23 protein-coding genes are annotated in these 24,831 nt (G+C 60.6%); 11 read left to right on the top strand and 12 right to left on the bottom strand.

Annotated elements, in window-relative coordinates:
- Positions 1–11: 11 nt before the first annotated feature.
- Positions 12–917, bottom strand: coding sequence for a LysR family transcriptional regulator (locus tag HCF10_RS25365; RefSeq protein ID WP_065942135.1), 906 nt, complete (start codon positions 915–917; stop codon positions 12–14).
- A gap of 133 nt (positions 918–1,050) precedes the next feature.
- Between HCF10_RS25365 and HCF10_RS25360 the strand changes: the two genes are divergently transcribed.
- The 3 genes from HCF10_RS25360 to HCF10_RS25350 are packed head-to-tail and all read left to right on the top strand — an operon-like array spanning position 1,051 to position 3,636.
- Complete coding sequence (locus tag HCF10_RS25360; RefSeq protein ID WP_131699992.1) at positions 1,051–1,749, top strand: CoA transferase subunit A; 699 nt, start codon at positions 1,051–1,053, stop codon at positions 1,747–1,749.
- 34 nt (positions 1,750–1,783) lie between these two features.
- Entirely contained in the window at positions 1,784–2,443 is a 660-nt protein-coding gene (locus tag HCF10_RS25355) for a CoA transferase subunit B (protein WP_027603173.1), read from the top strand.
- Positions 2,444–2,454: 11 nt separating this feature from the next.
- Positions 2,455–3,636: an acetyl-CoA C-acetyltransferase gene (locus HCF10_RS25350; protein ID WP_145337094.1), complete on the top strand. Its 1,182-nt coding sequence runs from the start codon at positions 2,455–2,457 to the stop codon at positions 3,634–3,636.
- Positions 3,637–3,738: 102 nt separating this feature from the next.
- Here HCF10_RS25350 and HCF10_RS25345 read toward each other — a convergent pair whose 3' ends face one another.
- A complete protein-coding gene (locus tag HCF10_RS25345) occupies positions 3,739–4,158 on the bottom strand; it encodes a PaaI family thioesterase (protein WP_167656649.1) in 420 nt (139 codons plus the stop codon).
- A gap of 157 nt (positions 4,159–4,315) precedes the next feature.
- Between HCF10_RS25345 and HCF10_RS25340 the strand changes: the two genes are divergently transcribed.
- Entirely contained in the window at positions 4,316–5,110 is a 795-nt protein-coding gene (locus HCF10_RS25340; RefSeq protein WP_145337092.1) for a DUF4349 domain-containing protein, read from the top strand.
- Here HCF10_RS25340 and HCF10_RS25335 read toward each other — a convergent pair whose 3' ends face one another.
- On the bottom strand, positions 5,111–6,196 hold the full coding sequence (locus HCF10_RS25335) for a DUF1615 domain-containing protein (RefSeq protein WP_131699996.1): 1,086 nt from the start codon (positions 6,194–6,196) through the stop codon (positions 5,111–5,113).
- Between the two features lie 144 nt (positions 6,197–6,340).
- Between HCF10_RS25335 and HCF10_RS25330 the strand changes: the two genes are divergently transcribed.
- The 3 genes from HCF10_RS25330 (at position 6,341) to HCF10_RS25320 (ending at position 12,201) form a co-directional block, all read left to right on the top strand.
- Complete coding sequence (locus HCF10_RS25330) at positions 6,341–6,955, top strand: LysE family translocator (protein ID WP_131699997.1); 615 nt, start codon at positions 6,341–6,343, stop codon at positions 6,953–6,955.
- A 199-nt stretch (positions 6,956–7,154) separates the two neighbouring features.
- Positions 7,155–11,816, top strand: coding sequence for an RHS repeat-associated core domain-containing protein (locus HCF10_RS25325; RefSeq protein ID WP_237683181.1), 4,662 nt, complete (start codon positions 7,155–7,157; stop codon positions 11,814–11,816).
- 1 nt (position 11,817) lies between these two features.
- A complete protein-coding gene (locus HCF10_RS25320) occupies positions 11,818–12,201 on the top strand; it encodes a hypothetical protein (protein WP_131699998.1) in 384 nt (127 codons plus the stop codon).
- Positions 12,202–12,602: 401 nt separating this feature from the next.
- Here HCF10_RS25320 and hemB read toward each other — a convergent pair whose 3' ends face one another.
- The 3 genes from hemB to HCF10_RS25305 form a co-directional block, all read right to left on the bottom strand.
- Positions 12,603–13,577 (bottom strand): porphobilinogen synthase, encoded by a 975-nt coding sequence (gene hemB, locus HCF10_RS25315; RefSeq protein WP_131699999.1) that lies wholly within the window; start codon positions 13,575–13,577, stop codon positions 12,603–12,605.
- A 118-nt stretch (positions 13,578–13,695) separates the two neighbouring features.
- Entirely contained in the window at positions 13,696–14,538 is an 843-nt protein-coding gene (locus tag HCF10_RS25310; protein WP_131700000.1) for a PhzF family phenazine biosynthesis protein, read from the bottom strand.
- A gap of 3 nt (positions 14,539–14,541) precedes the next feature.
- The gene (locus tag HCF10_RS25305; RefSeq protein WP_167656648.1) at positions 14,542–15,240 is read right to left on the bottom strand and encodes a glutathione S-transferase N-terminal domain-containing protein; all 699 of its coding nucleotides are present in this window, start codon (positions 15,238–15,240) and stop codon (positions 14,542–14,544) included.
- A gap of 255 nt (positions 15,241–15,495) precedes the next feature.
- On the opposite strand from HCF10_RS25305, the gene HCF10_RS25300 reads away from it, so the two are divergent.
- Positions 15,496–16,197 (top strand): histidine phosphatase family protein, encoded by a 702-nt coding sequence (locus HCF10_RS25300; RefSeq protein ID WP_131700002.1) that lies wholly within the window; start codon positions 15,496–15,498, stop codon positions 16,195–16,197.
- 45 nt (positions 16,198–16,242) lie between these two features.
- Positions 16,243–17,298, top strand: a complete 1,056-nt coding sequence (locus tag HCF10_RS25295; protein ID WP_092489737.1) for a permease — start codon at positions 16,243–16,245, stop codon at positions 17,296–17,298.
- Here HCF10_RS25295 and mnmH read toward each other — a convergent pair.
- From mnmH to HCF10_RS25275, 4 genes are all read right to left on the bottom strand, one after another.
- On the bottom strand, positions 17,288–18,388 hold the full coding sequence (mnmH, locus tag HCF10_RS25290; RefSeq protein WP_145337088.1) for a tRNA 2-selenouridine(34) synthase MnmH: 1,101 nt from the start codon (positions 18,386–18,388) through the stop codon (positions 17,288–17,290). The two genes, HCF10_RS25295 and mnmH, sit on opposite strands and share 11 nt — an antisense overlap.
- Positions 18,388–19,422, bottom strand: a complete 1,035-nt coding sequence (gene selD, locus HCF10_RS25285; RefSeq protein ID WP_131700005.1) for a selenide, water dikinase SelD — start codon at positions 19,420–19,422, stop codon at positions 18,388–18,390. The genes mnmH and selD overlap by 1 nt, the downstream gene beginning before the upstream one ends.
- 94 nt (positions 19,423–19,516) lie before the next feature.
- Positions 19,517–20,266 (bottom strand): TerC family protein, encoded by a 750-nt coding sequence (locus HCF10_RS25280; RefSeq protein WP_065926954.1) that lies wholly within the window; start codon positions 20,264–20,266, stop codon positions 19,517–19,519.
- Positions 20,267–20,294: 28 nt separating this feature from the next.
- The gene (locus tag HCF10_RS25275; RefSeq protein ID WP_131700006.1) at positions 20,295–20,546 is read right to left on the bottom strand and encodes a hypothetical protein; all 252 of its coding nucleotides are present in this window, start codon (positions 20,544–20,546) and stop codon (positions 20,295–20,297) included.
- 134 nt (positions 20,547–20,680) lie between these two features.
- On the opposite strand from HCF10_RS25275, the gene nhaR reads away from it, so the two are divergent.
- Complete coding sequence (gene nhaR / locus HCF10_RS25270; RefSeq protein WP_131700007.1) at positions 20,681–21,583, top strand: transcriptional activator NhaR; 903 nt, start codon at positions 20,681–20,683, stop codon at positions 21,581–21,583.
- Between the two features lie 4 nt (positions 21,584–21,587).
- Here nhaR and HCF10_RS25265 read toward each other — a convergent pair whose 3' ends face one another.
- Positions 21,588–22,745, bottom strand: a complete 1,158-nt coding sequence (locus HCF10_RS25265) for an MFS transporter (RefSeq protein WP_145337086.1) — start codon at positions 22,743–22,745, stop codon at positions 21,588–21,590.
- Positions 22,746–22,978: 233 nt separating this feature from the next.
- Here HCF10_RS25265 and sstT point away from each other — a divergent pair, with 233 nt between their 5' ends.
- Entirely contained in the window at positions 22,979–24,199 is a 1,221-nt protein-coding gene (sstT, locus tag HCF10_RS25260; protein ID WP_145337085.1) for a serine/threonine transporter SstT, read from the top strand.
- Between the two features lie 64 nt (positions 24,200–24,263).
- Here sstT and HCF10_RS25255 read toward each other — a convergent pair whose 3' ends face one another.
- Complete coding sequence (locus HCF10_RS25255; RefSeq protein ID WP_071483466.1) at positions 24,264–24,773, bottom strand: DUF1993 domain-containing protein; 510 nt, start codon at positions 24,771–24,773, stop codon at positions 24,264–24,266.
- Between the last annotated feature and the right edge of the window lie 58 nt (positions 24,774–24,831).

Raw genomic sequence — 24,831 nt, 5'->3', positions numbered from 1 at the left:
TAATACCTGTTTTATAACACCGCCGGGAACCTGCCCTTCCCCGCCTCATCCCGAAAAATATCAAACAACACCTGCGCCGCCGCCGACAGTTCATGCCCGGGCTTGGTCAACACGCCAATCGGCCGCTCGATCACCGGATCGGTCAAGGTGATGCAGTGCGCCCCCGCCTCCTGCATCTGCTGCGCACACAAGGCCGGTACGGCGCTGACACCCAGGCCGCTGGCGACCATCTTGCCCACGGTTGCCAATTGATGGCTTTCCAACGCCACCGGCAACTTCATCTTCAAGGCCCCCAGATGCTCTTCCAGCATCACCCGCACCGTGGAAGGCCGCTGTAACGTGATGAACGGGTGCTCCAGCAAGGTTTTCCAGTCGACCTCGGCACACTGCGCCAGCCGTGAATCACCGGGCACCACCGCAATGAAACGGTCCAGGTACAACGGCGTAAAGGCCAGCGACGAACCCTCCGAGGGTTCAAACGCCACGCCCAGTTCCACATGGCGGTCGCGAACCATCTCCAGCACTTGCTCATTGATCAAGTCATGCACCGTCACGTTCACCTGGGGGTAACGCGCGCGGAATATCTTCAGGATCGGCGGCAGCAGGTTGCCGGCAAACGACGGCATCGCCGCCACGGTGACCCGCCCGCGTTGCAGGGTGAACAGCTGACGCAGTTCGTCCTCGGCATTGTCCCAATCGGCCATCAGCCGACGGGCCAGCGGCAGCAGGGATTCGCCCTCGGGCGTGAGGGCCACATTGCGCGTATTACGGCTGAACAAGCGCCCGCCCAGCCCTTCTTCCAAGCCCTTGATGGTCAGGCTCAGCGCCGATTGAGAAAGGTGCAGACGCTCACAGGCAGCGGCAAAACTCAGGCTTTGGGCCACGGCAAGAAAGGCACGCATCTGTTTAACGGTCATGGCGCTACTCCGGGCGGCGGGTCGACTATGCTGTTTTCTAAATCAATCAACCTTAAAAAACAACTTAACAAATCAATCCGTCGGCGCAACACTCGATTCATTGGCTGGCCCACTAACAATAAAAGAGGTGCATATGGCAGGTTTTGATAAACGCGTGGCGTCCTACGAAGAAGCACTGGCAGGCCTGGAAGACGGCATGACCGTGCTCGCCGGTGGTTTCGGCCTGTGCGGAATTCCGGAAAACCTCATCGCCGAGATCAAGCGCAAAGGCACCCGTGACCTCACCGTGGTTTCCAATAACTGCGGCGTCGATGGTTTTGGCCTCGGCGTGCTGCTGGAAGAAAAGCAGATCAGCAAGGTGATCGCCTCCTACGTCGGTGAAAACGCCCTGTTCGAGAAGCAATTGCTCAGCGGCGAAATCGAAGTGGTGCTGACCCCCCAAGGCACCCTGGCGGAAAAAATGCGCGCAGGCGGCGCCGGTATCCCGGCCTTCTTCACCGCCACCGGCGTCGGCACCCCGGTCGCCGAAGGCAAGGAAACTCGCGAATTCAACGGTCGTCCGTACCTGATGGAAGAATCCATTACCGGCGACTTCGCCATCGTCAAAGGCTGGAAAGCCGACCACTTCGGCAACGTCATCTATCGCCACACCGCCCAGAACTTCAACCCGCTGGCCGCCACCGCCGGCAAGATCACCGTGGTCGAAGTCGAGGAAATCGTCGAACCGGGCGAGCTGGACCCGGCGCAGATCCACACCCCTGGCATCTACGTCGACCGGATCATCTGCGGCACGTTCGAGAAGCGCATCGAACAGCGCACCGTGCGCAAATAATCCGCCCCCAGCCCGAACAATAAGGACTCCTAAAATGGCTCTTACCCGCGAACAAATGGCTCAACGCGTCGCCCGCGAAATGCAGGATGGTTTCTACGTCAACCTGGGCATCGGCATTCCGACCCTGGTGGCCAACTACATTCCCGAAGGCATGGAAGTGATGCTGCAATCGGAAAACGGCCTGCTGGGCATGGGCCCGTTTCCTACCGAAGACACCATCGATGCCGACATGATCAACGCCGGCAAGCAAACCGTGACGGCGCGCATCGGCGCCTCGATCTTCTCCTCCGCCGAATCCTTCGCGATGATTCGCGGCGGCCACGTCGACCTCACCGTACTCGGTGCCTTTGAAGTGGACGTACACGGCAACATCGCCTCGTGGATGATCCCCGGCAAACTGGTCAAGGGCATGGGCGGCGCCATGGACCTGGTGGCCGGTGCGGAAAACATCATCGTGATCATGACCCACGCCTCCAAGGACGGTGAGTCCAAGTTGCTCAGCCAATGCAGCCTGCCGCTGACCGGAGCCAACTGCATCAAGCGTGTGCTGACGGACCTGGCGTATCTGGAAATCGAAAATGGCGCTTTTGTCCTCAAGGAACGCGCACCTGGCGTCAGCGTTGAAGAGATTGTGAGCAAGACCGCCGGTAAACTGATCGTCCCGGACCACGTTCCAGAAATGCACTTCCAGTGAGGACAGATTCCATGCAAGACGTCGTGATTGTTGCTGCCACCCGCACCGCCGTGGGCAGCTTTCAAGGTTCGCTGGCAAGCATTCCGGCACCGGAGCTGGGCGCCGCCGTGATCCGTCGCCTGCTGGAGCAAACCGGTCTGGACCCGGCCGAAGTGGATGAAGTCATCCTCGGCCAGGTACTCACCGCGGGTTCCGGCCAGAACCCTGCACGCCAGGCCTCGATCCTCGCCGGCCTGCCCCACGCCGTGCCGAGCCTGACCCTCAACAAGGTCTGCGGCTCAGGCCTGAAAGCCCTGCACTTGGGCGCCCAGGCCATCCGTTGCGGTGACGCCGAGGTCATCATCGCCGGCGGCATGGAGAACATGAGCCTGGCACCCTACGTACTGCCTGCTGCGCGCACGGGCTTGCGCATGGGCCATGCCAAGATGATCGACAGCATGATCACCGACGGCCTCTGGGATGCATTCAACGACTACCACATGGGCATCACCGCCGAGAACCTCGTGGACAAATACGGCATCAGCCGTGAAGCCCAGGATGCTTTCGCCGCCGCCTCCCAGCAAAAAGCCACCGCCGCTATCGAAGCGGGCAGGTTTGTCGACGAGATCACACCCATCCTGATTCCCCAGCGCAAGGGCGACCCGATTGCCTTCGCCGTGGATGAGCAGCCTCGCGCCGGCACCACCGCCGAATCCCTGGCCAAGCTCAAGCCTGCGTTCAAGAAAGACGGCAGCGTCACCGCCGGCAACGCCTCCAGCCTGAATGACGGCGCCGCTGCGGTGCTGCTGATGAGTGCCGACAAGGCCAAGGCCCTGGGCTTGCCGGTATTGGCGCGTATCGCCAGCTACGCCAACGCGGGCGTCGATCCGGCGATCATGGGCATCGGCCCGGTCTCGGCCACCCGCCGCTGCCTGGACAAAGCCGGTTGGAGCCTGGGCGACCTGGACCTGATCGAAGCCAACGAAGCCTTTGCCGCGCAATCCCTGGCGGTAGGTAAAGAGCTGGAGTGGGATGCGGACAAGGTCAACGTCAACGGCGGCGCCATCGCCATCGGCCACCCCATCGGCGCCTCAGGCTGCCGCGTGCTGGTCACCCTGCTGCACGAAATGATCAAGCGCGATGCCAGGAAAGGCCTGGCGACCCTGTGCATCGGTGGCGGCCAAGGCGTAGCCCTGGCACTCGAACGCCACTGATAAAAGAGCAACACGGAAAAGGCCCGGCTCCACGAAAAGCCAGGCCTTTTCTTTATGCGGTTTCCCTGAAGAACCACAGCCCCCTCCCACATCAGATCTTCATTACCTGTCAGCTTGAGGCACGGCAAACACCGCATTCGCCCGCGCCACCACCTTCTCCGCCACCTGCAGGCTCACCGTGGCAAACGCCATCTGTCGCCCTCGCTTGTGATGTTCCAAGCGCACCGTAATCCACTCCCCCACCTGCACCGTCCCCAGGTAATCCACGGTCATGCTCGCCGTAATCAACGGCAACGGCGGCTCACTGGAAAACGCCATGGCATAGCCCATGCCGACATCCGCCAGGGTCGCCAACACCCCGCCGTGCACAGTCCCACGCCCATTGGCATGGCGATTGTCGGCGCGCAGGCCGATCTCCAGTTGCAGGCCGTCACCTCGGCAATACGCCGGGCCAAGCAAATCCAGCAACGGGCTGCTGCGCGGCAGCGGGACAAAACCTTCGGGCACGGCGTGAGCAATCATGGCGAGTCTTCCTTGGGGGGCGGATTTGAGATGTACGCCACACGCCCAACGGCAGCCATCACCATCAGCCCTGCAAATCTTGCACGATACTTTGCGTTAATTCGCCGGACCCGCTTTAATCGCCGCCAATATCCCCCGCACACCTCAAGGAACTGCAATGCGCCATCCGGACGGCAACCTTCAATCGCTTCGCGCGCCCCTGTTGATCCTGCTGGCCGGTCTGGCCCTCGTCGGCTGCTCACCCAAGGACCACTCCCGCGCCACGGTGATCAATGGCGAACAAGGCCGGGCCGGCGCGCAACTGGCCTATGAGCACGAACTGACCCTGGCCCTGCCCGGCGCCCTGCTCGCGCCGCGCATGCAGGCGACCCGCGAGGCTTGTGAATCGGCGCGGTTTGGCGCGTGCAATATCCTTGGCATCACCGAGGACAGCAACGGCGGCGAGATCATCCTGCGGATCGCGCCCACCGGCGTCGAACCAATGGTCGCCATGGCCGCTGAAGGCGGCAAACTCGGCCAGCGCATCACCACCGCCGAAGACCTGGCCGACGCGGTCGCCGATGTACGCCGCCGCCAGGATCGCCTGCAAGCCCAGCAACAGCGCCTCGATGAACTGGCCAAGCGCAAGGACATCAGCGTCAGCGACCTGATCGCCTTGAGCAAGGAGCAGGCGGGCATTGAAAACGAACTGCAGGAGCTCGCCCAGGTTGCCGCCGGCCAGCAGCGTCGCCTGGATACCAACCGCGTCACCCTCAACTTCCGCTCTTCCGACGGCGCCAACCAACCGTCACGCTTCAGCCGGATGTTCAGCAACCTGGGCACTAACCTGGTGGACGGCACCGCAGACGCCCTGGAGCGCGCAAGCTATGTGCTGCCGTTCGTGATCCTGGCGTTTCCGGTGGTGTGGTTGTGGGTGTGGCTGTGGCGCAAATTTGTCAGGCGCCGCAGCTGATCAGCGCTTCATGCAGCGCTGGTACCGCTCATCTACGCGCTTGGCAAACCACGCCGTGGTCAGGTTGCGGGTGATCTTCGGGCTTTTGAGCACGATGCCCGGCAGGATCGCACGGGGCAGCGGCTTGCCGGCGGCCTTATCGGCCAGCGCAAACACGCGTTTGTAGAGGGTGGTGTCTTCAAAATCCAGCTGCTCGCCCTGTTCCAGCTGGCTGCGAATGCTGGGGTTGCGCATGTCCAGCTTCGCACCCAATGAGCGCACCGCCAGTTCGGTGGTACCGGGCAGCAATGAGCCGTAGCGAATCAGATCCCCATCCAGCGCCAACTCAGTGCCCGACGCGCGGCTGACCGCCGCCTGGAACGCCGCATTACGGCTGGCGTACCACCCCGCATTGAAGTCGGCAAAACGGTACAGCGGCTGTTCATAGCTCACCGGGTAACCAAGCAAATGGGCGATACCGAAGTACATGCCGCCGCGCCGGGTGAAGACTTCCCGACGAATCGTGCCATCCACCGTGTAGGGATAACCCCGCGCCTGTTTCTGCGCGAAGTCGATACTGACCTGCATGGGGCCGGCGGTGTGCACCGGGTTGAAGCCGCCAAACAGGGTGTTGCCCAGGGGCACCATGCTGATGAAGTCATCGAAGATGCCGCTCAGGTCCTTCTCCGTGCGCGCGGCATTCAAGCGGTCGGCGTAGGACTTGCCGGTGGGCGAGCGCAGTTGCAGGGCGCTGCGCACCACAAACGCCGGTACATGCACCTTGGCGGCACGGCGCAGGATTTCATCCTGGGCGATCTTGCCCATGTTGGGTACGGGCGGGTCGACCTGAAAGGTGGATTCCTGCTCGGTTACCGCCAATACGGCACAGATATTCTCGGTACTGGGGTAGATCTTTTGAGTATCAAAGGCGGTGTAGATGTCCTGGGCCCAGCCGTTGCGGTCTGGAACCTTAGCCGGGAGCAGGCGCACGATCTCGGCCTTCACCTCGGCTTCGCTGCGCTCTGGTTGCTGCGGGCCGCGTGACGTGGAACAGCCGGCCAGCACCAGCAAGGAGGCAAGGCAGAGGATCAGGCAGCGTGGGGACATGGGGCTTCCTTGAGGACGATGGGCCAGGCGTTGCGGATATGGACCGGTAAGTCTAACGCGGGTTCGCCAACTCGCCTTCTCGCCAACCCAGGCCGAACGTGACAGGATCTGTCATCCCTCATTCGTACACGGAGTTTGAATGCCATGCTCAGCCTGAACTTCCTCGTCACCTGCCTGATTGTCGTACTGATCCCCGGTACCGGCGTGATCTTTACCGTGTCCACGGGCCTCACCGCCGGCAAGCGCGCCAGTGTGTTCGCCGCGCTGGGTTGTACGGCCGGTATCCTCCCGCATCTGCTGGCATCCGTGCTCGGCCTTTCCGCACTGCTGCATACCAGCGCGCTGGCCTTCGAAGTCCTGAAATACGCTGGCGTCGCCTATCTGTTGTATCTGGCGTATGCCACCTGGCGTGATCGCTCGGCCTTCGCCATGAATGACGCACCGACAGTCGCCACCGCGCGCAGTTTGATGCTGCGCGGCTTCCTGCTGAATATTCTCAACCCCAAGCTGACCATTTTCTTCCTGGCTTTCCTGCCCCAGTTCGTGGCGCCAGGCAGCACGGCACCTGCCGTGCAAATGCTGGTGCTGAGCGCGGTGTTCATGGCGATGACGTTCGCGGTGTTTGTGATCTACGGCCTGCTGGCCAACGGGTTTCGCCGCGCGGTGATCGAGTCGCCACGGGTGCAGAACTGGCTGCGCCGCAGTTTTGCGGCGGCGTTTGCGGGGCTGGGGTTGAACCTGGCGTTTGCACAGCGCTGAAGGCTTTTGATAGGACGATAGCCGCTGAAAGATCCCACGTAACGGCAAGATAAGCTCTACAGCCCCAGCCTGAAAACCTCTGCAAAGTCCCTCGCCTGAATACACAGTGCGAGGGATTGCAGATGGTTGTTTTCGTTAAAGCCCTGGTTCATGGGGCTGCGTCTTGAACCCGGCCATTGGCAGGCTGGCCCTGACCCCGATGGATGTGAAGACGGTCGACGTTGAAAGCGTCTTCCGTGACTTTCGCGAATGCCTGAATACGTTCGATGACTGGGCGCAAAGCTTCTGGAGCTTCTCGGCACTGGAGGTCGAGCAGGTCTTCAAGGTCGGCGATGAGGTGGCGCTGGTCGCGCCGATCAATCGCTCAATCACCCCCAGCAGCACCGTCGCCACGTGCTCCGCCAATGGCACCCTGACCCTGGTGCATATGTTCCAGAGCACGCGGTCCGTGCCCATCGGCAACACGCCGGTGATGCTGCAACGCGTCGATCCCAATGGCGGCCCGTTGGGCGAGCCGATCCACAAGACCATCGGCCCCAGCGGTATCCTCGAAATCACCGAGTGTGATCGCAACCAGCAGTACCGAATCAGTTTCTACCCCAACGTTTCCAAGGATCACGTCAAGGCGCTGTATGGGTCTTATCAGTCGGTGATCCTGGGGTTGGAGGCTCGCCTGCGTGAAGAGTGGGCCGGCACTTTCCAGGATCAGTGGAAAGACTATGCCGAAGCCAAGCCGCTCGATCGGCGCCGAATGCTGGAAGCAGCGTTTTTCAGCGGCCTTGGAAAAGCCCTCTTCAATGTGTGGGACAACGTTACGCAGCTGTATGACCTGTTGGCGGATCTCAAGCCCGACAGCGAAAAGCTGTTGGCCTACATCTCCCAGGCCGAACTCGATGAACTGTTGAAGCTCGGCAAAGACACCATTGCCAACGGTTTGCTGGTGCTCAGCGATGAGCCGCTGCTGTTTATCTACGTGTCGGCGATGGTCAGTTGGATACGCCTGCTACCTCCGCCCGAGATGTATGAAGTGCTGGGCGAGATCACCGGCGAGGTGTTGATCAATCTATTTCTGATCTGGGCGAGCCGTGGCATGGGCGTGCAGATTCGCCTGGGCGCTCAGGTGCTGGGGCATATCAAATCCGGGCGAGCGCGCCAGTGGCTGGAGAGGCTGGCTGATCAGTTGGTGGGGCCGAAGTTGGACGCACATGCCGAGGCGGTGAAGCCTTTGCTGCTCGGTGGCCCGGCGACAGCGATCAAGACCGTACCGGTTGCGCCGTTGAAGGCTGGGGATCAGTTGGTTTCCAACCCGGTGCCGGCGGTTCGTAACAAGACACAGAAGACCGTGTTGGTCAGGCAGGAGCCTGTCGATGATGTGCCTGTTGTATCGACGAATCCGAAGGGCGATGCGGCGGCTTCTTCGGATAAGACCGTCACCAACGGCTGCCCTGTGTCGATGGTTACCGGGGAGGAACTGCTGACCCTGACCGATGGCACGTTGGACGGGATTTTGCCGTTTGAGTGGACGCGGTTGTATCGCACCAGTGCGGTGGAAGTGGATTGCGGGTTGGGGTTTGGCTGGAGTCATTCGCTGGCGCATCGGCTTGTGGTGTCGGGCGATTCGGTGGTGTGGACGGACCATGAAAATCGCATGACTTCGTTTCCATTGCCGACCGTTGCTCGCCCGGCGATCACCAATAGTTTGGCCGAAGCGGCGATCTATTTGGGCGCTTCGCCGGATGAGTTGGTGTTGTCCCAGGTGTCGCGGTTTTATCACTTTCGCGACGGTGTGTTGGTCTCCATCAGCGATGCGTACGACAACCGGCTGCGGATTTCTCGGGATTATTTGGGGCGTATTGAGCGGCTGGATAACGGCGTCGGACGCTCGCTGTTCCTGCGCTATGCGTTCGGCCACATCGTGGCGGTGGACTATCAGGTTCAGCGCGCCAAGGGGTATGAACCCTTCGAGTGGGTGACCGAGCAGAACGTTGTTTCCTACGCATACGACGACGCTGGCCGGTTGGTTTCGGCGACCAATGCGGTAGGTGAAAGCGAGGTTTATCGCTACGACGATCAGCACGTGATTCTTGAACGTGGACTGGCCGGTGGGGCGAGTTTCTTCTGGGAATGGGAACGGGCTGGCAAGGCTGCGCGATGTGTCCGGCATTGGGCCAGTTTTTCCCAGATGGATACGCGGTATGCCTGGGGGGATGACGGCCGTGTCACGGTGCATAACGCCGATGGCAGCCAGGAAGTGTACGTCCATGACGACCGGGCGCGGCTGGTGCAGCGGATTGATCCGGACGGTGCTTCGCATTTCAAATCCTACGATGACAAGGGTCGCCTGACGGTTGAGCAGGACCCGCTGGGGGCGGTGACGGCGTATCAGTACGACGATGCCGGACGCTTGGTGGCGTTGTTTCCTGGGGATGATGAGCCGACAACCTACGAGCATGACAATGGCTTCGTACGGGTTATGCGCCGTGGTGAGGCGGTCTGGAAGTACGAGCGCAATGACCAGGGCGATGTCATTCGTAAGATCGATCCCGATGGTCATATCACCGACTACAGCTACAACCAATACGGGCAACTGGTTGGGGTTTGGTACCCGGATCACAGTTGCCATCGGCTGGTGTGGAATGAGCGCGGTCAGCTCACTGAGGAGCAACTTCCGAACGGCGGCATCCGTCGCTATCGCTACGATGATTTAGGCCGCCAGATTGCCCGCGAGGATGAGCATGGCGCGCTGACCCAGTATCAGTGGGACAGCGTGGGTCGGTTGGTTCGCGTGGTGCTGCCGGGTGGAGCGTGTCGGGAATACAGCTACAACCCCTACGGAAAAATCACCGCCGAACGCGACGAACTGGGGCACGTCACTCGCTACGAATACGCCGATGGGTTGCACCTGATCAGCCGCCGCATCAACGCCGATGGCACTCAGGTCAACTACCGCTACGACAACGTGCGGTTACTGCTGACCGAGATCGAGAACGAGGTCGGTGAGTCCTACCGACTTGCCTACCATCCCAATGGCCTGATCCAACAGGAAGTCGGCTTTGACGGGCAGCGTACGGCTTATGCCTACGACCTCAACGGCAACCTGCTGGAAAAGACCGAACACGGTGACGACGGCAGTCAGCTCGTTACTCGCTACGAACGCGATCACGCCGGCCGCCTCGTACGAAAAACCCTGCCCGACGGCAACAAGGTCGATTACGCCTACGACCGCCAAGGCAACCTCCTCAGCGTCGACGACGGCCATTGGGCGCTGGCCTACGAATACGATAGCCAAAACCGCCTCACCGCCGAACACCAGGGCTGGGGCACCTTGCGCTATGGCTACGACACCTGCGGCCAGCTTCAACACCTGCGCCTGCCCGATAACAACCGGCTGGTTTTTAGTCATGCGAAAGGCGGCCACCTCGCCACCGTCGAATTAAATGGCGCGCTGCTGACCTCTCATCTGTTCAAAGCCGGCCAGGAACACCAACGCCAACAAGGCCAACTCCTCAGCCACTACCACTACGACGACCAACACCGCCTGCACGCCCACGCAATCACCCAGCAACAAGACCACCTCTACCAACGCCAATACGACTATGACAAAACCGGCAACCTCACCCGCCTGCTCGACACCCGCAAAGGCGAACACCACTACCATTACGACCCACTAGGCCGCCTCACCCGCGCCGACCACTCCCAAGACCTGCAGGAACGCTTCGGCCACACCCCGGCCGGCAACCTGCTCATGCAAGACCGCCCCGGCCCCGACATCGTCGCCGGCAACCGCCTGATGATCCAGGGCGACCGCCACTACGACTATGACGCCTTCGGCAACCTGATCCGTGAACGACGGGGCAAAGGCCATCAACTCGTCACCGAGCACCGCTACGACTGCCAGCACCGGCTGATTGGAATCACCCAACCCAATGGCCAAACCGCGAGCTATCGCTACGATCCCTTTGGGCGGCGCATCAGCAAAACCGTGGACGGCATAACCACGGAGTTTTTCTGGCAAGGCGACAAGCTGATTGCCGAACACCACGCGGATCGCCATCGCAGCTATCTCTATGAACCGAACAGTTTCAGGCCGCTGGTCCTGTTGGAAGGTTTCGGCCCAAAAGACACCAAGCCCTACCACTACCAACTCGACCACCTCGGCACGCCGCAGGAACTGACCCACCCCGACGGCGAAATCGTCTGGTCCGTGCACTACCGCGCCTACGGCCAGATCAGCCGTCTCGACAAAGGAAAAATCGACAACCCGCTGCGTTTTCAGGGCCAGTACTTTGATCAGGAAAGCGGACTGCACTACAACCGTCATCGCTACTACAATCCGGATGTTGGTCGCTATCTGACGCCTGATCCGGTGAAGTTGGCGGGTGGGATTAACGCGTACCAGTACGTGCCGAACCCTATGGGGTGGGTGGATCCGTTAGGTCTGAGTACTTGTCCAGGCGGGGATAAATGCAAGCCGAACACCAGTGCTGAAGATCCAGCGGGAAAAGCACACGTTAATGAAGGCAGCCCACTCAGTCCCACAAGCTCCAACTCTCCACCTACACTGGGCTACCATAAGGAGACCTTTGCCAATAAACCTGTAAAGCCGGAAGAAACCATTCAGAAATGGGATGAATTTCTAGGACCTGGCCCTCACACAAACACGAACCCACGAACTGGGAAGCCCGACCGCGACAGAATTGTTTCCAGCGACGCCAAAAGAAGTATTCGTTACGGGGCTCATGAAATGAACAGCAAGCCAAGCAAGCATCACTATCATGAGGAGACATGGACGTTCGAGATAAAAACCAACACCATGAACGTTGACAATACTGTTGTACGCGTTCCCCTGACGAAGAAGTGAAATGAAGATACAAGTAACTGATATTTTTTCTGACAAAGACACTGTGAGAGTAAAATTCAACTCACCTTTTGGAAGCGCCACAGCTTTATGGAGCGGGACCAAGTTAAAAACCGGTGAAATTCTGGATGTAGAGTTAGAACTCGATGAAATATTTTCATGGGGACAAAACATCATGTCCTCATCCGTAAAAACACCAGAGATAACTTCTGCAAACGGGGCTCATAAAATTATCGGCGAGCTTATCCAAGATGCAGACCAAAGTTGCTCAATACTAAAAATCGGCGACTCAGTAATTTTGATTGAAATTGACAAGCCAATCACCGGCGAGCTCAGTTTTGTTGAAGTGATAGCAACTGACATCCTTCTTCACCCAACAAATGCTTGAGCATAAATTCACTTACTCTACAGCCGTTCATTACATATACAAAAAAACTCAACCAGCGAAAATCAATCGGAGAGGGCTATAAAAAAGACACATTTGAATATGGAACACAAAGAAAAGCAACAGCAATACTAGATATAGACGGAAACCCAATCACCGCCTGCACGGACTACTCAAATAAAACTTCAACCTAAACTTTCAATCCACCGCAGCCTTCTATTCAAAAGCCAGGAAAAATATATAAAATTCAGACCAGCGATTGCCCCCCTTCATCCAATCACACAATTCAAACTTCACAGAATGCAGTTAGTCAGGGAGATGAAGTATTTAAGGTCGATCGTGGGCGTGGGGCTGCTACGCAGCCCCACGCGAGCAAGTCGCTCACCACAGGGTTTGCACTGCCCTTAGATCCCAGCCAACGCCAAGTCCATCGCGAAGTAGGTGAAGATCAAATCCGCCCCCGCACGCTTGATCGACCCCAACGTCTCACGCACGACCCGATCCTCATCAATCGCCCCCGCCTGGGCGCCGAACTTGATCATCGCGTATTCGCCGCTGACCTGGTACGCCGCCACTGGCAGGCGCGAGGCTTCGCGGATGTCGCGGATGATGTCGAGGTAGGCACCGGCCGGCTTGACCATCAGTGCGTCCGCGCCTTCCTGTTCGTCCAGCAGCGATTCGCGCACGGCTTCGCGGCGGTTCATCGGGTTCATCTGGTAGCTTTTGCGGTCGCCCTTGAGCGCGCTGCCGCCGGCTTCGCGGAATGGGCCGTAGAGGGCCGAGGCGAATTTGGTCGAGTAGGCCATGATCGGGATATGGGTGAAGCCGGCTTCATCCAACGCGCGGCGGATGGCTTGGACCTGGCCGTCCATGGCAGCCGAAGGGGCGATCACGTCGGCTCCGGCGCGGGCGGCGGCAACGGCTTGCTTGCCGAGGTTGACCAGGGTCGCGTCGTTGTCGACGTGGGCACCGTGCATCACCCCGCAATGGCCGTGGTCGGTGTATTCGCAGAAGCAGGTGTCGGACATCACGACCATTTCCGGCACCGCGTTCTTGATGATCGAGGACATCCGCGAGACCAGGCCGTGTTCTTTCCAGGTGTCGCTGCCGCTGGCGTCCAAGTGGTGGGACACGCCGAAGGTCATCACCGACTTGATACCGGCACGGGCATAGCGCTCGATCTCAGCAGCCAGCTTCTTTTCCGGGATGCGTTGCACGCCGGGCATGCTGGTGATCGGCACGAAGTCATCGATTTCTTCTTCGACGAAAATCGGCAGCACCAAGTCATTGAGGGTGAACTCGGTTTCCTGGAACAAGCCACGCAGCTCCGGGGAGCGGCGCAGGCGACGGGGGCGGGCTTGGGGGAACTGGCTGGTCATGGCTGTCCTGAAAAAGTGGCTGAAAATCTTTGGGGCGAAAGCTTATGCCCCAAGGCCCCGGCAGTACAAACGCCAAGGGGCCAACAGTGTATTGCGGGGGCCGTAATAATGTATTGATCTAGAGCTGTAGACGCCCTTCGATGCACACCGCGACGGCGCCGCCGACCCAGATTTCATCGCCCTGGCGCTCGACGCGAATACGCCCCGCACGCCCCATGGCCGTGCCCTGGCTGGCCACGTAGCAATCAGGCGCGAGTCCTTCGCTGAGCAGCCATTGCGCGACGCCAGCATTCAGGCTGCCGGTGGCCGGGTCTTCCTGGGCCCCGTCGCCCGCGACAAAGGCACGCACCTCAAACTGCGCGTCCACATCGTCGCGAGCAGGGTTGCAAGGTGCAATCACGCCGACGGCCAGTCCCAGCAGTTGCGAATAGTCCGGCTGCAAAGCCAGGACTTGATCACGCTCAGCCAGCATCAACGCGAGCCACCCCGCGCCATTGTCGACCCACTGGCTGCGCACGATAGCCCCCGGCGCCAGGCCCAGTCCGAGGCGAACACGCTCCAACAACGCGGAGTCCACAGCGCCGGAGCGCATCAACGGCGGCGCAATAAACGCCAGCTCATGGCCTTGACGACGAATACGCACCAGGCCGATTTCACATTCCTGGATAATCTCCTCGCCTTTCGGCAGGCCTCCAGCCTTGAGCCACGCATGGCAACTGCCCAGCGTCGGGTGCCCGGCAAACGGCAACTCGTGCAAGGTCGTAAAGATCCTCACCCGGTAGTCTGCCCGAGGATCGCGCGGTGTCAGCAAAAACGTGGTTTCACTGAGGTTTGTCCACTTGGCAAAGTCGGCCATCTGCTGGTCGCTGAGGCTGTCAGCACCCAGGACGACGGCCAGCGGGTTGCCCTTGAGCGACACGCTGCTGAAGACATCCAGTTGTTTGAAATCGAAAGTCGGCATACGTCAGTTCGGAATACTCAGGCCACGGATAACCGCCGGCCGGGCGACGAAGCCGTCCAGCGCGCGCAGTACGTTAGGGAAGTCGGCAATGCCGACCAAATCGCCCGATTCATAGAAACCGATCAGGTTGCGAATCCAGGGGAAGGTGGCGATGTCGGCGATGCTGTAGTCATCACCCATGATCCAGGTGCGGCCGAGCAGGCGCTTTTCCAGCACCTCCAGCAAGCGCCGGGATTCGGCGGCATAACGGTCGCGGGGGCGTTTGTCTTCGTAGGCCTTGCCGGCAAATTTGTTGAAGAACCCCAGCTGGCCGAACATGGGGCCGATGCCGCCCATCTGGAACATCAGCCATTGAATCGTTTCATAACGTGTCGCCGGATCTTCGGAGAGCAACTGGCTGGTTTTTTCTGCCAGGTAGATCAGGATCGCGCCGGACTCGAACAGTGCCAGCGGCCGGCCGGCCGGGCCGTCGGGGTCGATGATCGCGGGGATTTTGTTGTTGGGATTCAGGGACAGGAACTCGGGGGAAAACTGGTCCTGGGTCTCGAAACTGACCTTGTGCGCCTCATAAGGCAGGCCCAGTTCTTCGAGCATGATCGAGACTTTTACCCCGTTGGGCGTGGGCAGCGAGTACAGTTGCAGGCGCTCCGGATGCTCGGCGGGCCATTTACTGTTGATCGGGAAGGCGGCGATTGAGTTCATCGAGATGATCCCTGAGGCAGAAAGCCCCCATGATAGTCATCTGAGCGGTGTCCTGCATGGGTCATCAATGCGCAACATCCCCCGGCTATTATCCCGCATGGGCGAACCAATACGCCCGAGTGCACTCTTAAGTGCGCCCAAACGGTGAATGGAGGCACCTCGCTATATCGACACGGAACACCGCAGGACGCCCCCAGGCGTCACTGGGGCCAGGCTTGTCCGCCTTAACGTGACGCACGAAGACTCGAACCTATAATGAAGATCAAGCCTCCGCGCCTTGTGCAACGACTCAAACAGTATTCTTACATCATGTTGCCACTTTTGCTGGTGAGCGGCGCCATGGTCGCCGCCCTCGACGCCCGCGAAAGCCGCGCCCAACCGGTGGACGGCGTACAAACCCTGGTGTTCCTGCGCCACGCCGAAAAACCTGCCGGCGGCCTGGGCCAACTCAATTGCCAGGGTTTGAACCGAGCAATGAACCTGGCCACCTTGCTGCCGGAAAAATTCGGCAAGGCCAACTTCGTGTTTGCCGCCAACCCGACCCGCAACGTCGAGGAAGGTGAGCTGGACAATTCCTACAGCTATATTCGCCCGTTGATGACCATCAGCCCCAGCGCCATCAAGTTGGGCCTGCCGGTGAACATCAAATTCTCGGCCAACGACACCGGCGACCTGGCCGACGAGCTGGTGGAAGACAAATACCACAATGCCACCATCTACACCGCGTGGTCCCACGGCTACCTGCCGGAACTGATCAACAAGGTGGCAAGTGAGGCCTCCGGCGAAAAACACACGATTACCGACGACTGGTCCGGCAGCGACTACGACACGCTGTATGTACTGACGCTGACCTGGCACAACGGCAAAGCCTCGCTGCTCAGCCGCAACTACAAGCAGGGCTTGAACGACGGTGACGAAACCTGCCCGCAGCCAACACAGGTGAGTGCCGATAGCTGAGGGCGTATGATGCACCGCTATTGACTCATCTGCGGACCCTCCCCCATGCCCAACCTCGCCTCCACCCAGCCCGTCCGGGGCTGGTCGTTCTGGTGGAAACCTGCCCTCTTCCTATTGGTGGCCTGCGTCGGCCTCTACTACGTGAAGTGGTCGCCCTACTACTTCAAGGCGTTTGTTGCCGCTGACAACCACAGCATCGGCGCCTCGATCCTCAACGATCAGCAAAGCTCGCCCCTGGCAGCGGCGCTGGCCTATGCCCAGGTGTATTTCCTCGCGATCTGGAAAGCCGCCGTACTGGCGGTGATTCTCGGCTCGTTGCTGCAAGTGCTGATCCCCCGAGACTGGTTGCTGCGCCTGTTTGGCCGTGCCGGGCTGGGCTCGACCCTGCGCGGCGGGCTGTTCGCCTTGCCGGGGATGATGTGCAGTTGCTGCGCGGCCCCCGTCGCGGCGGGCATGCGCCGCCAGCAAGTGTCGGTGGGTGCGGCACTGGCCTTCTGGATTGCCAACCCGGTGCTGAACCCGGCGACGCTGGTGTTCATGGGCTTTGTACTGGGCTGGGGCTTTACCGCCTTGCGGCTGGTGGCGGGCATTGTGCTGGTGGTGGGTGTGTCGCTGGTGGCGCAGCGCATCGCGCGGCCGGATCAGGTGCCGGAAGTCGCACTGGACGCCGTGGCCGAGGCCAGCCAGGTCGAAGCGCAACCGTTCTTCAGTCGGTGGCTGCGTACCCTGTGGCAGCTGTTCTGGAGCACCATACCGATCTATATCCTGGCGGTGCTGGTACTCGGCGCCGCGCGGGTCTGGCTGTTCCCCCATGTGGACGGCGCCATGACCAATAGCCTGGTATGGCTGGTGCCCCTGGCGATTGTCGGCACGCTGTTCGTAATTCCTACAGCGGCAGAGATCCCCATCGTACAAACCATGATGACCCTGGGCATGGGCACAGGTCCCGCCGTGGCCCTGCTGATGACCCTGCCCAGCGTGAGCCTGCCGTCGCTGTTGATGCTGCGCAAGGATTTCGATGCGCGGGTCCTGGTGACGGTGGCCGGGCTGACCATGCTGGTAGGCGTGGTGTGCGGGTTGATCGGCGCGTTTATCCTCTAAAGGCGCGCTCGCGCAGATAGGCCGTGACGGCGCCCTGCTCTCCCGCAAACTCGATCCGTGCGCCTTTGCTTTCACGCTGGAAGGCGTACATCGGGTCGTAATACTCGCGCAACAGCCCTTCAATCCAGGCGCGATGCAGGTCCACGGCGCCGCTGCGCAACTGTTCCGCCAGGGCATCCTGCATGATCGCCTGCAACCGCTGGAAGCGCTCGCCGCCCAGGCGCTTGTGGATATTGGCCAGGCTCTGGGTCAGGCGCTCGGCAAACAACGCCTGGCCCTGCTCACCAAATACCGCGATGAACTCCGCGCACAGGTCAACGACGTAGTCGCGCAGGATGCGCTCGACGCGGCCTTCGACGCTGTCTTCCAGCCACACCATCGGAAAGGTCTGCATGCCCTTGTGCAACGGCAACGGCAGCGCGCAGCTGCCGATCATGCGGCTTTCATCCTCGACCACAAACTGCTCGATACCGCCCGCGCGTTTTTTCAGCAGGTCCACCGCCAGGCGGTTTTCGAAGTCGATGTTGGAAGGTTGCACGGTGGCGCGCTTGCCGAAGCTGGAACCGCGATGGTTGGCATGGCCTTCCAGGTCCAGGGCGTTGCGCAACTGGCCCAGCACTTCGGTCTTGCCGGTGCCGGTCATGCCACCCAGCAGCACGAAATCACATTGGGCTGCCGCCTGGTCAAGGGTCTCCAGCAGGAAGGTCCGCATGGCCTTGTAGCCACCGCCGACCCGTGGGTACTCGATACCGGCTTCGGTCTTCAACCATTGCTGCACGATCTGCGAACGCAGCCCGCCACGGAAGCAGTACAAGAAACCATCGGGATTGGCCTGGGCAAACCGCGCCCATTGTTCGATACGTTCAGCCTTGATCGCCCCCGACACCAGCTCATGCCCCAGCACAATGGCGGCTTGCTGGCCCTGCTGCTTGTAGCAGGTGCCGACGCGTTGACGCTCGTCATCGGTCATCAACGGCAGGTTGATCACGCCTGGGAACGCGCCCTTGGCGAATTCGACCGGTGCACGGGTGTCCATCATCGGCCGGTCGTTGAGGAAAATGTCGCGGTAATCGGTGATGTCAGTTGCCATCAAAACACCTCTACCGCGTGGGTCTGTCGCTCAACCAGTTCGCCGATGGGCTCAAGGTCCAGGCCCAGCTCGGCGGCGACCGCGTGGAATTCTGCGTCGCCTTCCGGGGTCACGGCGATCAGCAGGCCACCGCTGGTCTGCGGGTCGCACAGCACGCGTTTGTGCAATTCCTGCAGGCGCCCGAGTTTGCTCGAGTAGCTGTCGAAGTTGCGCAACGTACCGCCCGGCATGCAGCCCTGGTCCAGGTAGTCCTCGATTCCGGGCAGACGTGGCACTTTGTCGTATTCGATGCGTGCGGTCACAGCGCTGCCGTCCGCCATCTCCACCAGGTGGCCCAACAGGCCGAAACCGGTGACATCCGTCATTGCCGTCACACCGGCCAACTTGCCGAAACGGCTGCCGGGTTTGTTGAGGGTGCACATCCAGTCACGGGCCAGGCCGATATCCGCCTCACGCAACTTGCCCTTCTTTTCGGCGGTGGTGAGGATGCCGATTCCCAACGGTTTGGTCAGGTACAGGCGGCAACCCACGGTGGCGGTGTCGTTGCGCTTCATATGGCGTTTTTGCACGATGCCGGTGACGGCCAGGCCGAAAATCGGCTCGGGAGCGTCAATGGAGTGCCCGCCCGCCAGGGGAATGCCAGCTTCGTCGCACACCGAGCGGCCGCCACGGATCACTTCACGGGCGATCTCCGGCGCCAGCACGTTCACCGGCCAGCCGAGAATGGCGATGGCCATCAACGGGTCGCCGCCCATGGCGTAGATGTCACTGATGGCGTTGGTGGCGGCGATGCGGCCGAAGTCGAAGGGGTCATCGACAATCGGCATGAAAAAGTCAGTGGTGGAGACCACGCCGCGCTCGTCGTCGATGGCGTACACCGCCGCGTCATCGCGAGAGGCGTTGCCCACCCACAGGTTGGGGTCGAGGTTCTGCGCGCCGCTGCCAGCCAGGATCACTTCCAGCACCTGGGGCGAAATCTTGCAGCCACAACCCGCGCCATGGCTGTACTGGGTAAGGCGAATCGGCTCGTTCATGGTGGACCTCAAGCTATCAAGTGGGCGGATTCTAACAGACAGCAAAAAGCCGGCTGGGCTCTTGTGAGCACAGCCGGCCTTTTGGGTTGCAGCGTTACTGCCGGGCAGCGAGCAGACGCTTGTGGCGATTGCGCCGGGCGATGTTCAGGCACTCAATGGCCGCCGAGAACGCCATGGCCGCGTACACGTAGCCTTTAGGCACATGGGCACCGAAACCTTCGGCGATCAGCGTCATGCCGATCATGATCAGGAAGCCCAGGGCCAGCATCACCACGGTCGGGTTGTCGTTGATGAACTTGGCCAACGGCTCAGCCGCCACCAGCATCACGATCACCGAGGTCACCACGGCGATGATCATGATCGGCAAGTGCTCGGTCATGCCCACGGCGGTAATGATGCTGTCGATGGAGAACACCAGGTCAAGCAAGAGGATCTGCCCGATGGCCGCAGCAAAGCCAATGGCCACGACATTGCCGGTGCTGGTCTTCTCTTCAGGCTCCGGGTCCATGCTGTGATGGATCTCGGTGGTGGCCTTCCAGACCAGGAACAGGCCACCGGCGATCAGGATCATGTCCTTCCACGAGAACGCCTGGCCGAGTACTTCGAACACCGGCGTAGTCAATTGCACGATAAACGCAATGGTGCTCAACAGGCCCAGGCGCAACACCAACGCCATGCTGATACCGATGCGTCGCGCCTTGGCCCGATGCTTCTCGGGCAATTTGTTGGTGAGGATCGAGATAAAGATCAGGTTATCGATGCCCAGCACGATTTCCATCACGATCAAGGTGGCCAGGGCGATCCAGGCGGTGGGGCTGGCGGCCAGTTGTAAAAGGTAATCCATAGGTCAGTCCTGACGTTGTGCGGGGAGATTAGGTTTCTTTGGTGTTCGATTCAGACTCGTTTTGTTCCTGATCATCCTTTTTTTGTGGATTGATCAGGCCGTTTGTCGCTTCGCTCAATGCCTGCTCGGCAGCTTTCTGGGTGTCATCGATGGCTTGCTTGGCCGACTCGGTGGCCTTGCCCATGACTTGTTGCGCGCTTTTTTCGACCTGATCGCAACCACTGATCATCACCAATGAAAGCGCAAGTAACGATGCCGCGCCCAGGGAACTGAGTTTCATGATGTCTTCCTCATTAGAACCATTGGGTCCAAATAGTGGCCCCGCGATAGCGAGGCATTCTATGCAGGCGAACAGTTCAGGAAAATTCGTATTTTTCTCGCGTATACTTCGATTTTTACGAAGTGACGATCATCATGCTCAATTACCGACAGTTGCATTACTTCTGGGTAGTGGCCAAGACCGGCAGCATCGTGCGCGCCTGCGAGCAACTGAACCTCACGCCCCAGACCATCAGCGGGCAGATCAGCCTGCTGGAGCAAACCTACGGGATTGCGTTGTTTCAACGGGTAGGCCGCCAGCTTGAACTCACCGAAGCCGGGCGCCAGGCCCTGCCCTATGCCGAACAGATGTTCCAGACCGGCAATGAACTGGAGGCGATGCTGCGCGCGCAGCCCAATGAGCAACAGATCCTGTTTCGGGTCGGAGTGGCGGATGTGGTGCCCAAGTCCATCGTGTACCGGCTGATCGCGCCAACCATGGAACTGAGCGAGCCCCTGCGCATTACCTGTCGTGAAGACAAATTGGAGCGTTTATTGGCCGACCTCGCGATCCAGCGCCTGGACCTGGTGATCTCCGACAGCCCCATGCCCTCGCACCTGGATATCAAGGGCTACAGCCAGAAACTGGGGGAATGTGGCATCAGTTTTTTCGCCACCCAGGCATTGGCTGACAGGTACGCCGGAGATTTCCCAAAGTGCCTGCACGGCGCGCCCTTGTTGATCCCCGGCGCGGAAACCGTGGTGCGCAGCCGCCTGCAGCGTTGGTTTGCCGAGCAGCAGATCCAGCCCAGGATCATCGGCGAGTTCGATGACAGCGCCTTGATGCAGGCCTTCGGCCAATCCGGCAGCGGGATCTTTATCGCGCCCAGCGTGATCGCCGATGAGGTGGTGCGCCAGTACGGCGTGGCGTTGATTGGCCAGACCGATGCCGTCACCGAGTCGTTCTACGCGATCTCGGTGGAGCGCAAGGTCAAGCACCCCGGCATCGTGGCAATTACCGAAGGTGCACGGCGAGAGTTGTTTACCGCCCTGCCCTGAGCGTTCAGGCGTTGGACGCGACCGCTTGCCTGGCGGTCATCAGCCACAGCGCCAGCAGGATCGACACCAGGATAAACCCGGAAGCGGCAAAGCCCAGGCTGCCCAGGCCGAGGGTGTCGATCACATGCCCGCCGACCATAGCCCCCAGGCCGATCCCCAGGTTGGCCCCGGCGATATTCAACGACGCCGCGAACGCCGGCGCATGGGGTGCGGCCTTCATCAGCCGTACATGGCTGACCAGGAACATCGCCGCCTGGGTCACGCCCCACACCGCCATCGCCGCCGCCAGGCCGACCGTGGAGTGAATCGCCGGCACCAGCGCGACCATGCCGGCGATCATGAAACCGCAGAACACCATGGAAGCGATCAGCGGGTGACGGTCCACCGCACGCCCGCCCAGGGAGTTGCCGATCAGCCCGACCGCGCCGAAGCCCATCAGGCACCAACCCACCAGCGTGCCGTCGAAACCGGCCAGGCGCTCAAGGATGTCCGCCAGGTAGGTATAAGCCGTAAACATGCCGCTGAACACCAGGATCGACAGCAGGATATGGCCCTGCATCAGCGGGTTGCGCAGGATCTTGAACTGCGAGCGCAACGACACCTGGTCGTTCTTCGGCTGGGTCACGGGCAAGTAGATAAACAGCAGCAAGGCCTTGGCCAACGCGACCACGGCGAGGATGGCAAACGCGGAGCGCCAGCCGGACATATCGGAAATCAGCGTGCCCACCGGAATCCCGAACACCGTGGCGCAGACGATGCCGAAGCCGATCTTCTCGATGGCGCGCCCGGCGTATTCGGGGCCGACGATATCCACCGCCGTTTCACTGGCCAGAGCCCAAAACACCGGCAGGCCCAGGGCCGGGATCAAGCGCGCCAACGCCATCACCCAAATGTTCGGCGCCAATGCGGCCACGGTATTGGCCACGCCGAACAGGATCAGGATGCTGATAAACAGACGCTTGCGTGGGAAACGGGCGCAGTACGCGGTCAGAAACGGGCCAAAGGCCGCGACGGTAAACGCGAACAAGGTGACCAGCAGGCCAGCCTGGGACACGCTGACGTTGAGGTCCCGGGCAATGGAGGGCAACAGGCCGACGATAACGAACTCTGTGGTCAGCACGGTAAAGCCGGCGGCCGACAGCAGCAGGATGGGAAACAGCATGAAAACTCCAGAAACGACGACATCAACGGCAGCCCGAAGGGCCCGCTGACAGAAAGGAAAGGTGAGAGAGACCAATCTTAACAGAGTATGTCCGGCTTTTGCGAAGCCCCGGCGACCCAATGCCGCAGCGGCCGGGCCAGGTCCAGCGGCATGCTAGACTTCGCGACCTGCTTCCTACAGCCCTTTCCGCCTGCATTGCTGCGCCCTTTAAAAAAACTAGAGACAACCTTCATATGACTGCTGCCCCTTCTCTTTTCCAACGCCTGGCCCGCCTCAGCCTGGTCACGCAAATCGTCATCGGCTTGATCGCCGGCATCCTGCTGGCCCTGCTATTGCCCGAGGCGGCCAAGGCCTCCGGGTTTATCGGCAAGGTATTTGTTACCGCGCTCAAGGCCGTGGCGCCGATCCTGGTATTTGTGCTGGTGATGGCGTCGATCGCCAACCATAAACACGGCCAGGAAACCCATATCAAGCCGATTCTGTTCCTGTACCTGCTGGGCACTTTTGCCGCCGCCGTGGTGGCGGTGATTGCCAGCATGTGGTTTCCCTCATCGCTGGTGCTCGCCTCCCATGACGCCACCGTGAGCGCCCCCGGCGGCATCGGCGAGGTCTTGCAAAGCCTGCTGTTGAGCGTGGTGGACAACCCCGTCAGCGCGCTGATGAACGCCAACTTCATCGGCATCCTGGCCTGGGCCATCGGCATGGGCATTGCCATACGTCATGCCGGAGCAACCACCCGCACGGTGCTCGACGACCTGTCCAACGGTGTAACCCTGATCGTGCGCGTGGTGATCCGCTTCGCCCCGCTGGGTATCTTCGGCCTGGTGGCTTCGACACTCGCCACCTCGGGCTTCGGCGCCCTGCTCGGCTACGCCCACCTGCTGGTGGTGCTGATCGGCTGCATGCTGTTCGTAGCACTGGTGGTCAACCCGGCCATCGTGTTCTGGAAACTGCGTCGCAACCCCTACCCGCTGGTGTTGATGTGCCTGCGCGAAAGCGGCATCACCGCGTTTTTCACCCGCAGTTCGGCGGCGAATATCCCGGTGAACCTGGCCTTGAGCAAACGCCTGGGCCTGCATGAAGACACCTACTCGGTGTCGATTCCGCTGGGGGCCACGATCAATATGGCCGGTGCCGCGATCACCATCACCGTGTTGACCCTGGCGGCCGTGCACACCCTCGGCATTGCCGTGGACCTGCCAACCGCCGTGCTGCTCAGCGTGGTCGCGGCCATCTGCGCCTGTGGCGCGTCGGGTGTGGCCGGCGGCTCACTGCTGCTGATTCCGCTGGCGTGCAGCCTGTTCGGCATTCCCAGCGAGATCGCCATGCAGGTGGTGGCCGTAGGCTTCATCATCGGCGTGCTGCAGGATTCGGCGGAAACCGCGCTCAATTCGTCCACCGATGTGCTATTTACGGCGGCCGCGTGCCTGGGCAAGGAAGAACAGACGGCTTAAACGCCAGGCGTAAAAAAGCCCGGGGCGGTTCATTCCTGAACCACCCCGGGCTTTTTTTGGCTGCTTAGAAAGCGCCCATGTAGTCACGCTTGCCCACTTCCACGCCGTTGTGACGCAGCAAGGCGTACGCGGTGGTGACGTGGAAGAAGAACTGCGGCAGGCCGTAGGTCAGCAGGTAGGACTGGCCGCTGAAGCGCTTCTCTTTCGGCGTGCCTGGGCGGGTGATGATCTCGATGCCTTCCTTGCCGTCGACTTGCTCGGGCTTGATGGTGTCGACAAACGCCAGCACCTTGGCGATCAGCGCTTGCAGGTCGGCGAAGGTGACTTCGGTATCTTCGTATTTCGGTACTTCGATCTCAGCCAGGCGTGCGGAAACGCCCTTGGCGAAGTCGACGGCGATCTGCACCTGGCGCACCAGTTGGAACATGTCCGGGAACAGCCGCGCTTGCAGCAAGGCGTTGGGTTCGATGTTTTTGGCGGTGGCGTGGGCTTCGGCTTTGTTCAGCACATCGCTCAGGGCGGTGAGCATTTGCTTGAAGACGGGGATGGAGGCGGCGTACAGGGAAATAGTCATGGCAGTCTCATGGGTAATGGCAGGGTTGGAACCAGCGGCGATTATAGACACGCCAGGC

The organism is Pseudomonas sp. B14(2022) (genome assembly GCF_012030485.1).
In the GTDB taxonomy this organism is placed as follows: Bacteria; Pseudomonadota; Gammaproteobacteria; order Pseudomonadales; family Pseudomonadaceae; genus Aquipseudomonas.
The sequence above is the reverse complement of the archived record's forward strand: the minus strand, read 5'-3'. Positions and strand labels throughout refer to the sequence as shown.

Bases quoted from the DNA above. Each gene is read 5' to 3' on its own strand.
- HCF10_RS25340 (WP_145337092.1), top strand. From the start codon at position 4,316: ATGCGCCATCCGGACGGCAACCTTCAATCGCTTCGCGCGCCCCTGTTG.
- HCF10_RS25275 (WP_131700006.1), bottom strand. From the start codon at position 20,546: ATGAAACTCAGTTCCCTGGGCGCGGCATCGTTACTTGCGCTTTCATTG.
- hemB (WP_131699999.1), bottom strand. From the start codon at position 13,577: ATGACCAGCCAGTTCCCCCAAGCCCGCCCCCGTCGCCTGCGCCGCTCC.
- HCF10_RS25295 (WP_092489737.1), top strand. From the start codon at position 16,243: ATGCCCAACCTCGCCTCCACCCAGCCCGTCCGGGGCTGGTCGTTCTGG.
- HCF10_RS25325 (WP_237683181.1), top strand. From the start codon at position 7,155: ATGGATGTGAAGACGGTCGACGTTGAAAGCGTCTTCCGTGACTTTCGC.
- HCF10_RS25300 (WP_131700002.1), top strand. From the start codon at position 15,496: ATGAAGATCAAGCCTCCGCGCCTTGTGCAACGACTCAAACAGTATTCT.
- sstT (WP_145337085.1), top strand. From the start codon at position 22,979: ATGACTGCTGCCCCTTCTCTTTTCCAACGCCTGGCCCGCCTCAGCCTG.
- HCF10_RS25365 (WP_065942135.1), bottom strand. From the start codon at position 917: ATGACCGTTAAACAGATGCGTGCCTTTCTTGCCGTGGCCCAAAGCCTG.
- HCF10_RS25345 (WP_167656649.1), bottom strand. From the start codon at position 4,158: ATGATTGCTCACGCCGTGCCCGAAGGTTTTGTCCCGCTGCCGCGCAGC.
- HCF10_RS25335 (WP_131699996.1), bottom strand. From the start codon at position 6,196: ATGTCCCCACGCTGCCTGATCCTCTGCCTTGCCTCCTTGCTGGTGCTG.
- mnmH (WP_145337088.1), bottom strand. From the start codon at position 18,388: ATGGCAACTGACATCACCGATTACCGCGACATTTTCCTCAACGACCGG.
- HCF10_RS25355 (WP_027603173.1), top strand. From the start codon at position 1,784: ATGGCTCTTACCCGCGAACAAATGGCTCAACGCGTCGCCCGCGAAATG.
- HCF10_RS25265 (WP_145337086.1), bottom strand. From the start codon at position 22,745: ATGCTGTTTCCCATCCTGCTGCTGTCGGCCGCCGGCTTTACCGTGCTG.
- HCF10_RS25255 (WP_071483466.1), bottom strand. From the start codon at position 24,773: ATGACTATTTCCCTGTACGCCGCCTCCATCCCCGTCTTCAAGCAAATG.
- HCF10_RS25305 (WP_167656648.1), bottom strand. From the start codon at position 15,240: ATGAACTCAATCGCCGCCTTCCCGATCAACAGTAAATGGCCCGCCGAG.
- HCF10_RS25280 (WP_065926954.1), bottom strand. From the start codon at position 20,266: ATGGATTACCTTTTACAACTGGCCGCCAGCCCCACCGCCTGGATCGCC.
- HCF10_RS25310 (WP_131700000.1), bottom strand. From the start codon at position 14,538: ATGCCGACTTTCGATTTCAAACAACTGGATGTCTTCAGCAGCGTGTCG.
- HCF10_RS25330 (WP_131699997.1), top strand. From the start codon at position 6,341: ATGCTCAGCCTGAACTTCCTCGTCACCTGCCTGATTGTCGTACTGATC.
- selD (WP_131700005.1), bottom strand. From the start codon at position 19,422: ATGAACGAGCCGATTCGCCTTACCCAGTACAGCCATGGCGCGGGTTGT.
- nhaR (WP_131700007.1), top strand. From the start codon at position 20,681: ATGCTCAATTACCGACAGTTGCATTACTTCTGGGTAGTGGCCAAGACC.
- HCF10_RS25350 (WP_145337094.1), top strand. From the start codon at position 2,455: ATGCAAGACGTCGTGATTGTTGCTGCCACCCGCACCGCCGTGGGCAGC.
- HCF10_RS25320 (WP_131699998.1), top strand. From the start codon at position 11,818: ATGAAGATACAAGTAACTGATATTTTTTCTGACAAAGACACTGTGAGA.
- HCF10_RS25360 (WP_131699992.1), top strand. From the start codon at position 1,051: ATGGCAGGTTTTGATAAACGCGTGGCGTCCTACGAAGAAGCACTGGCA.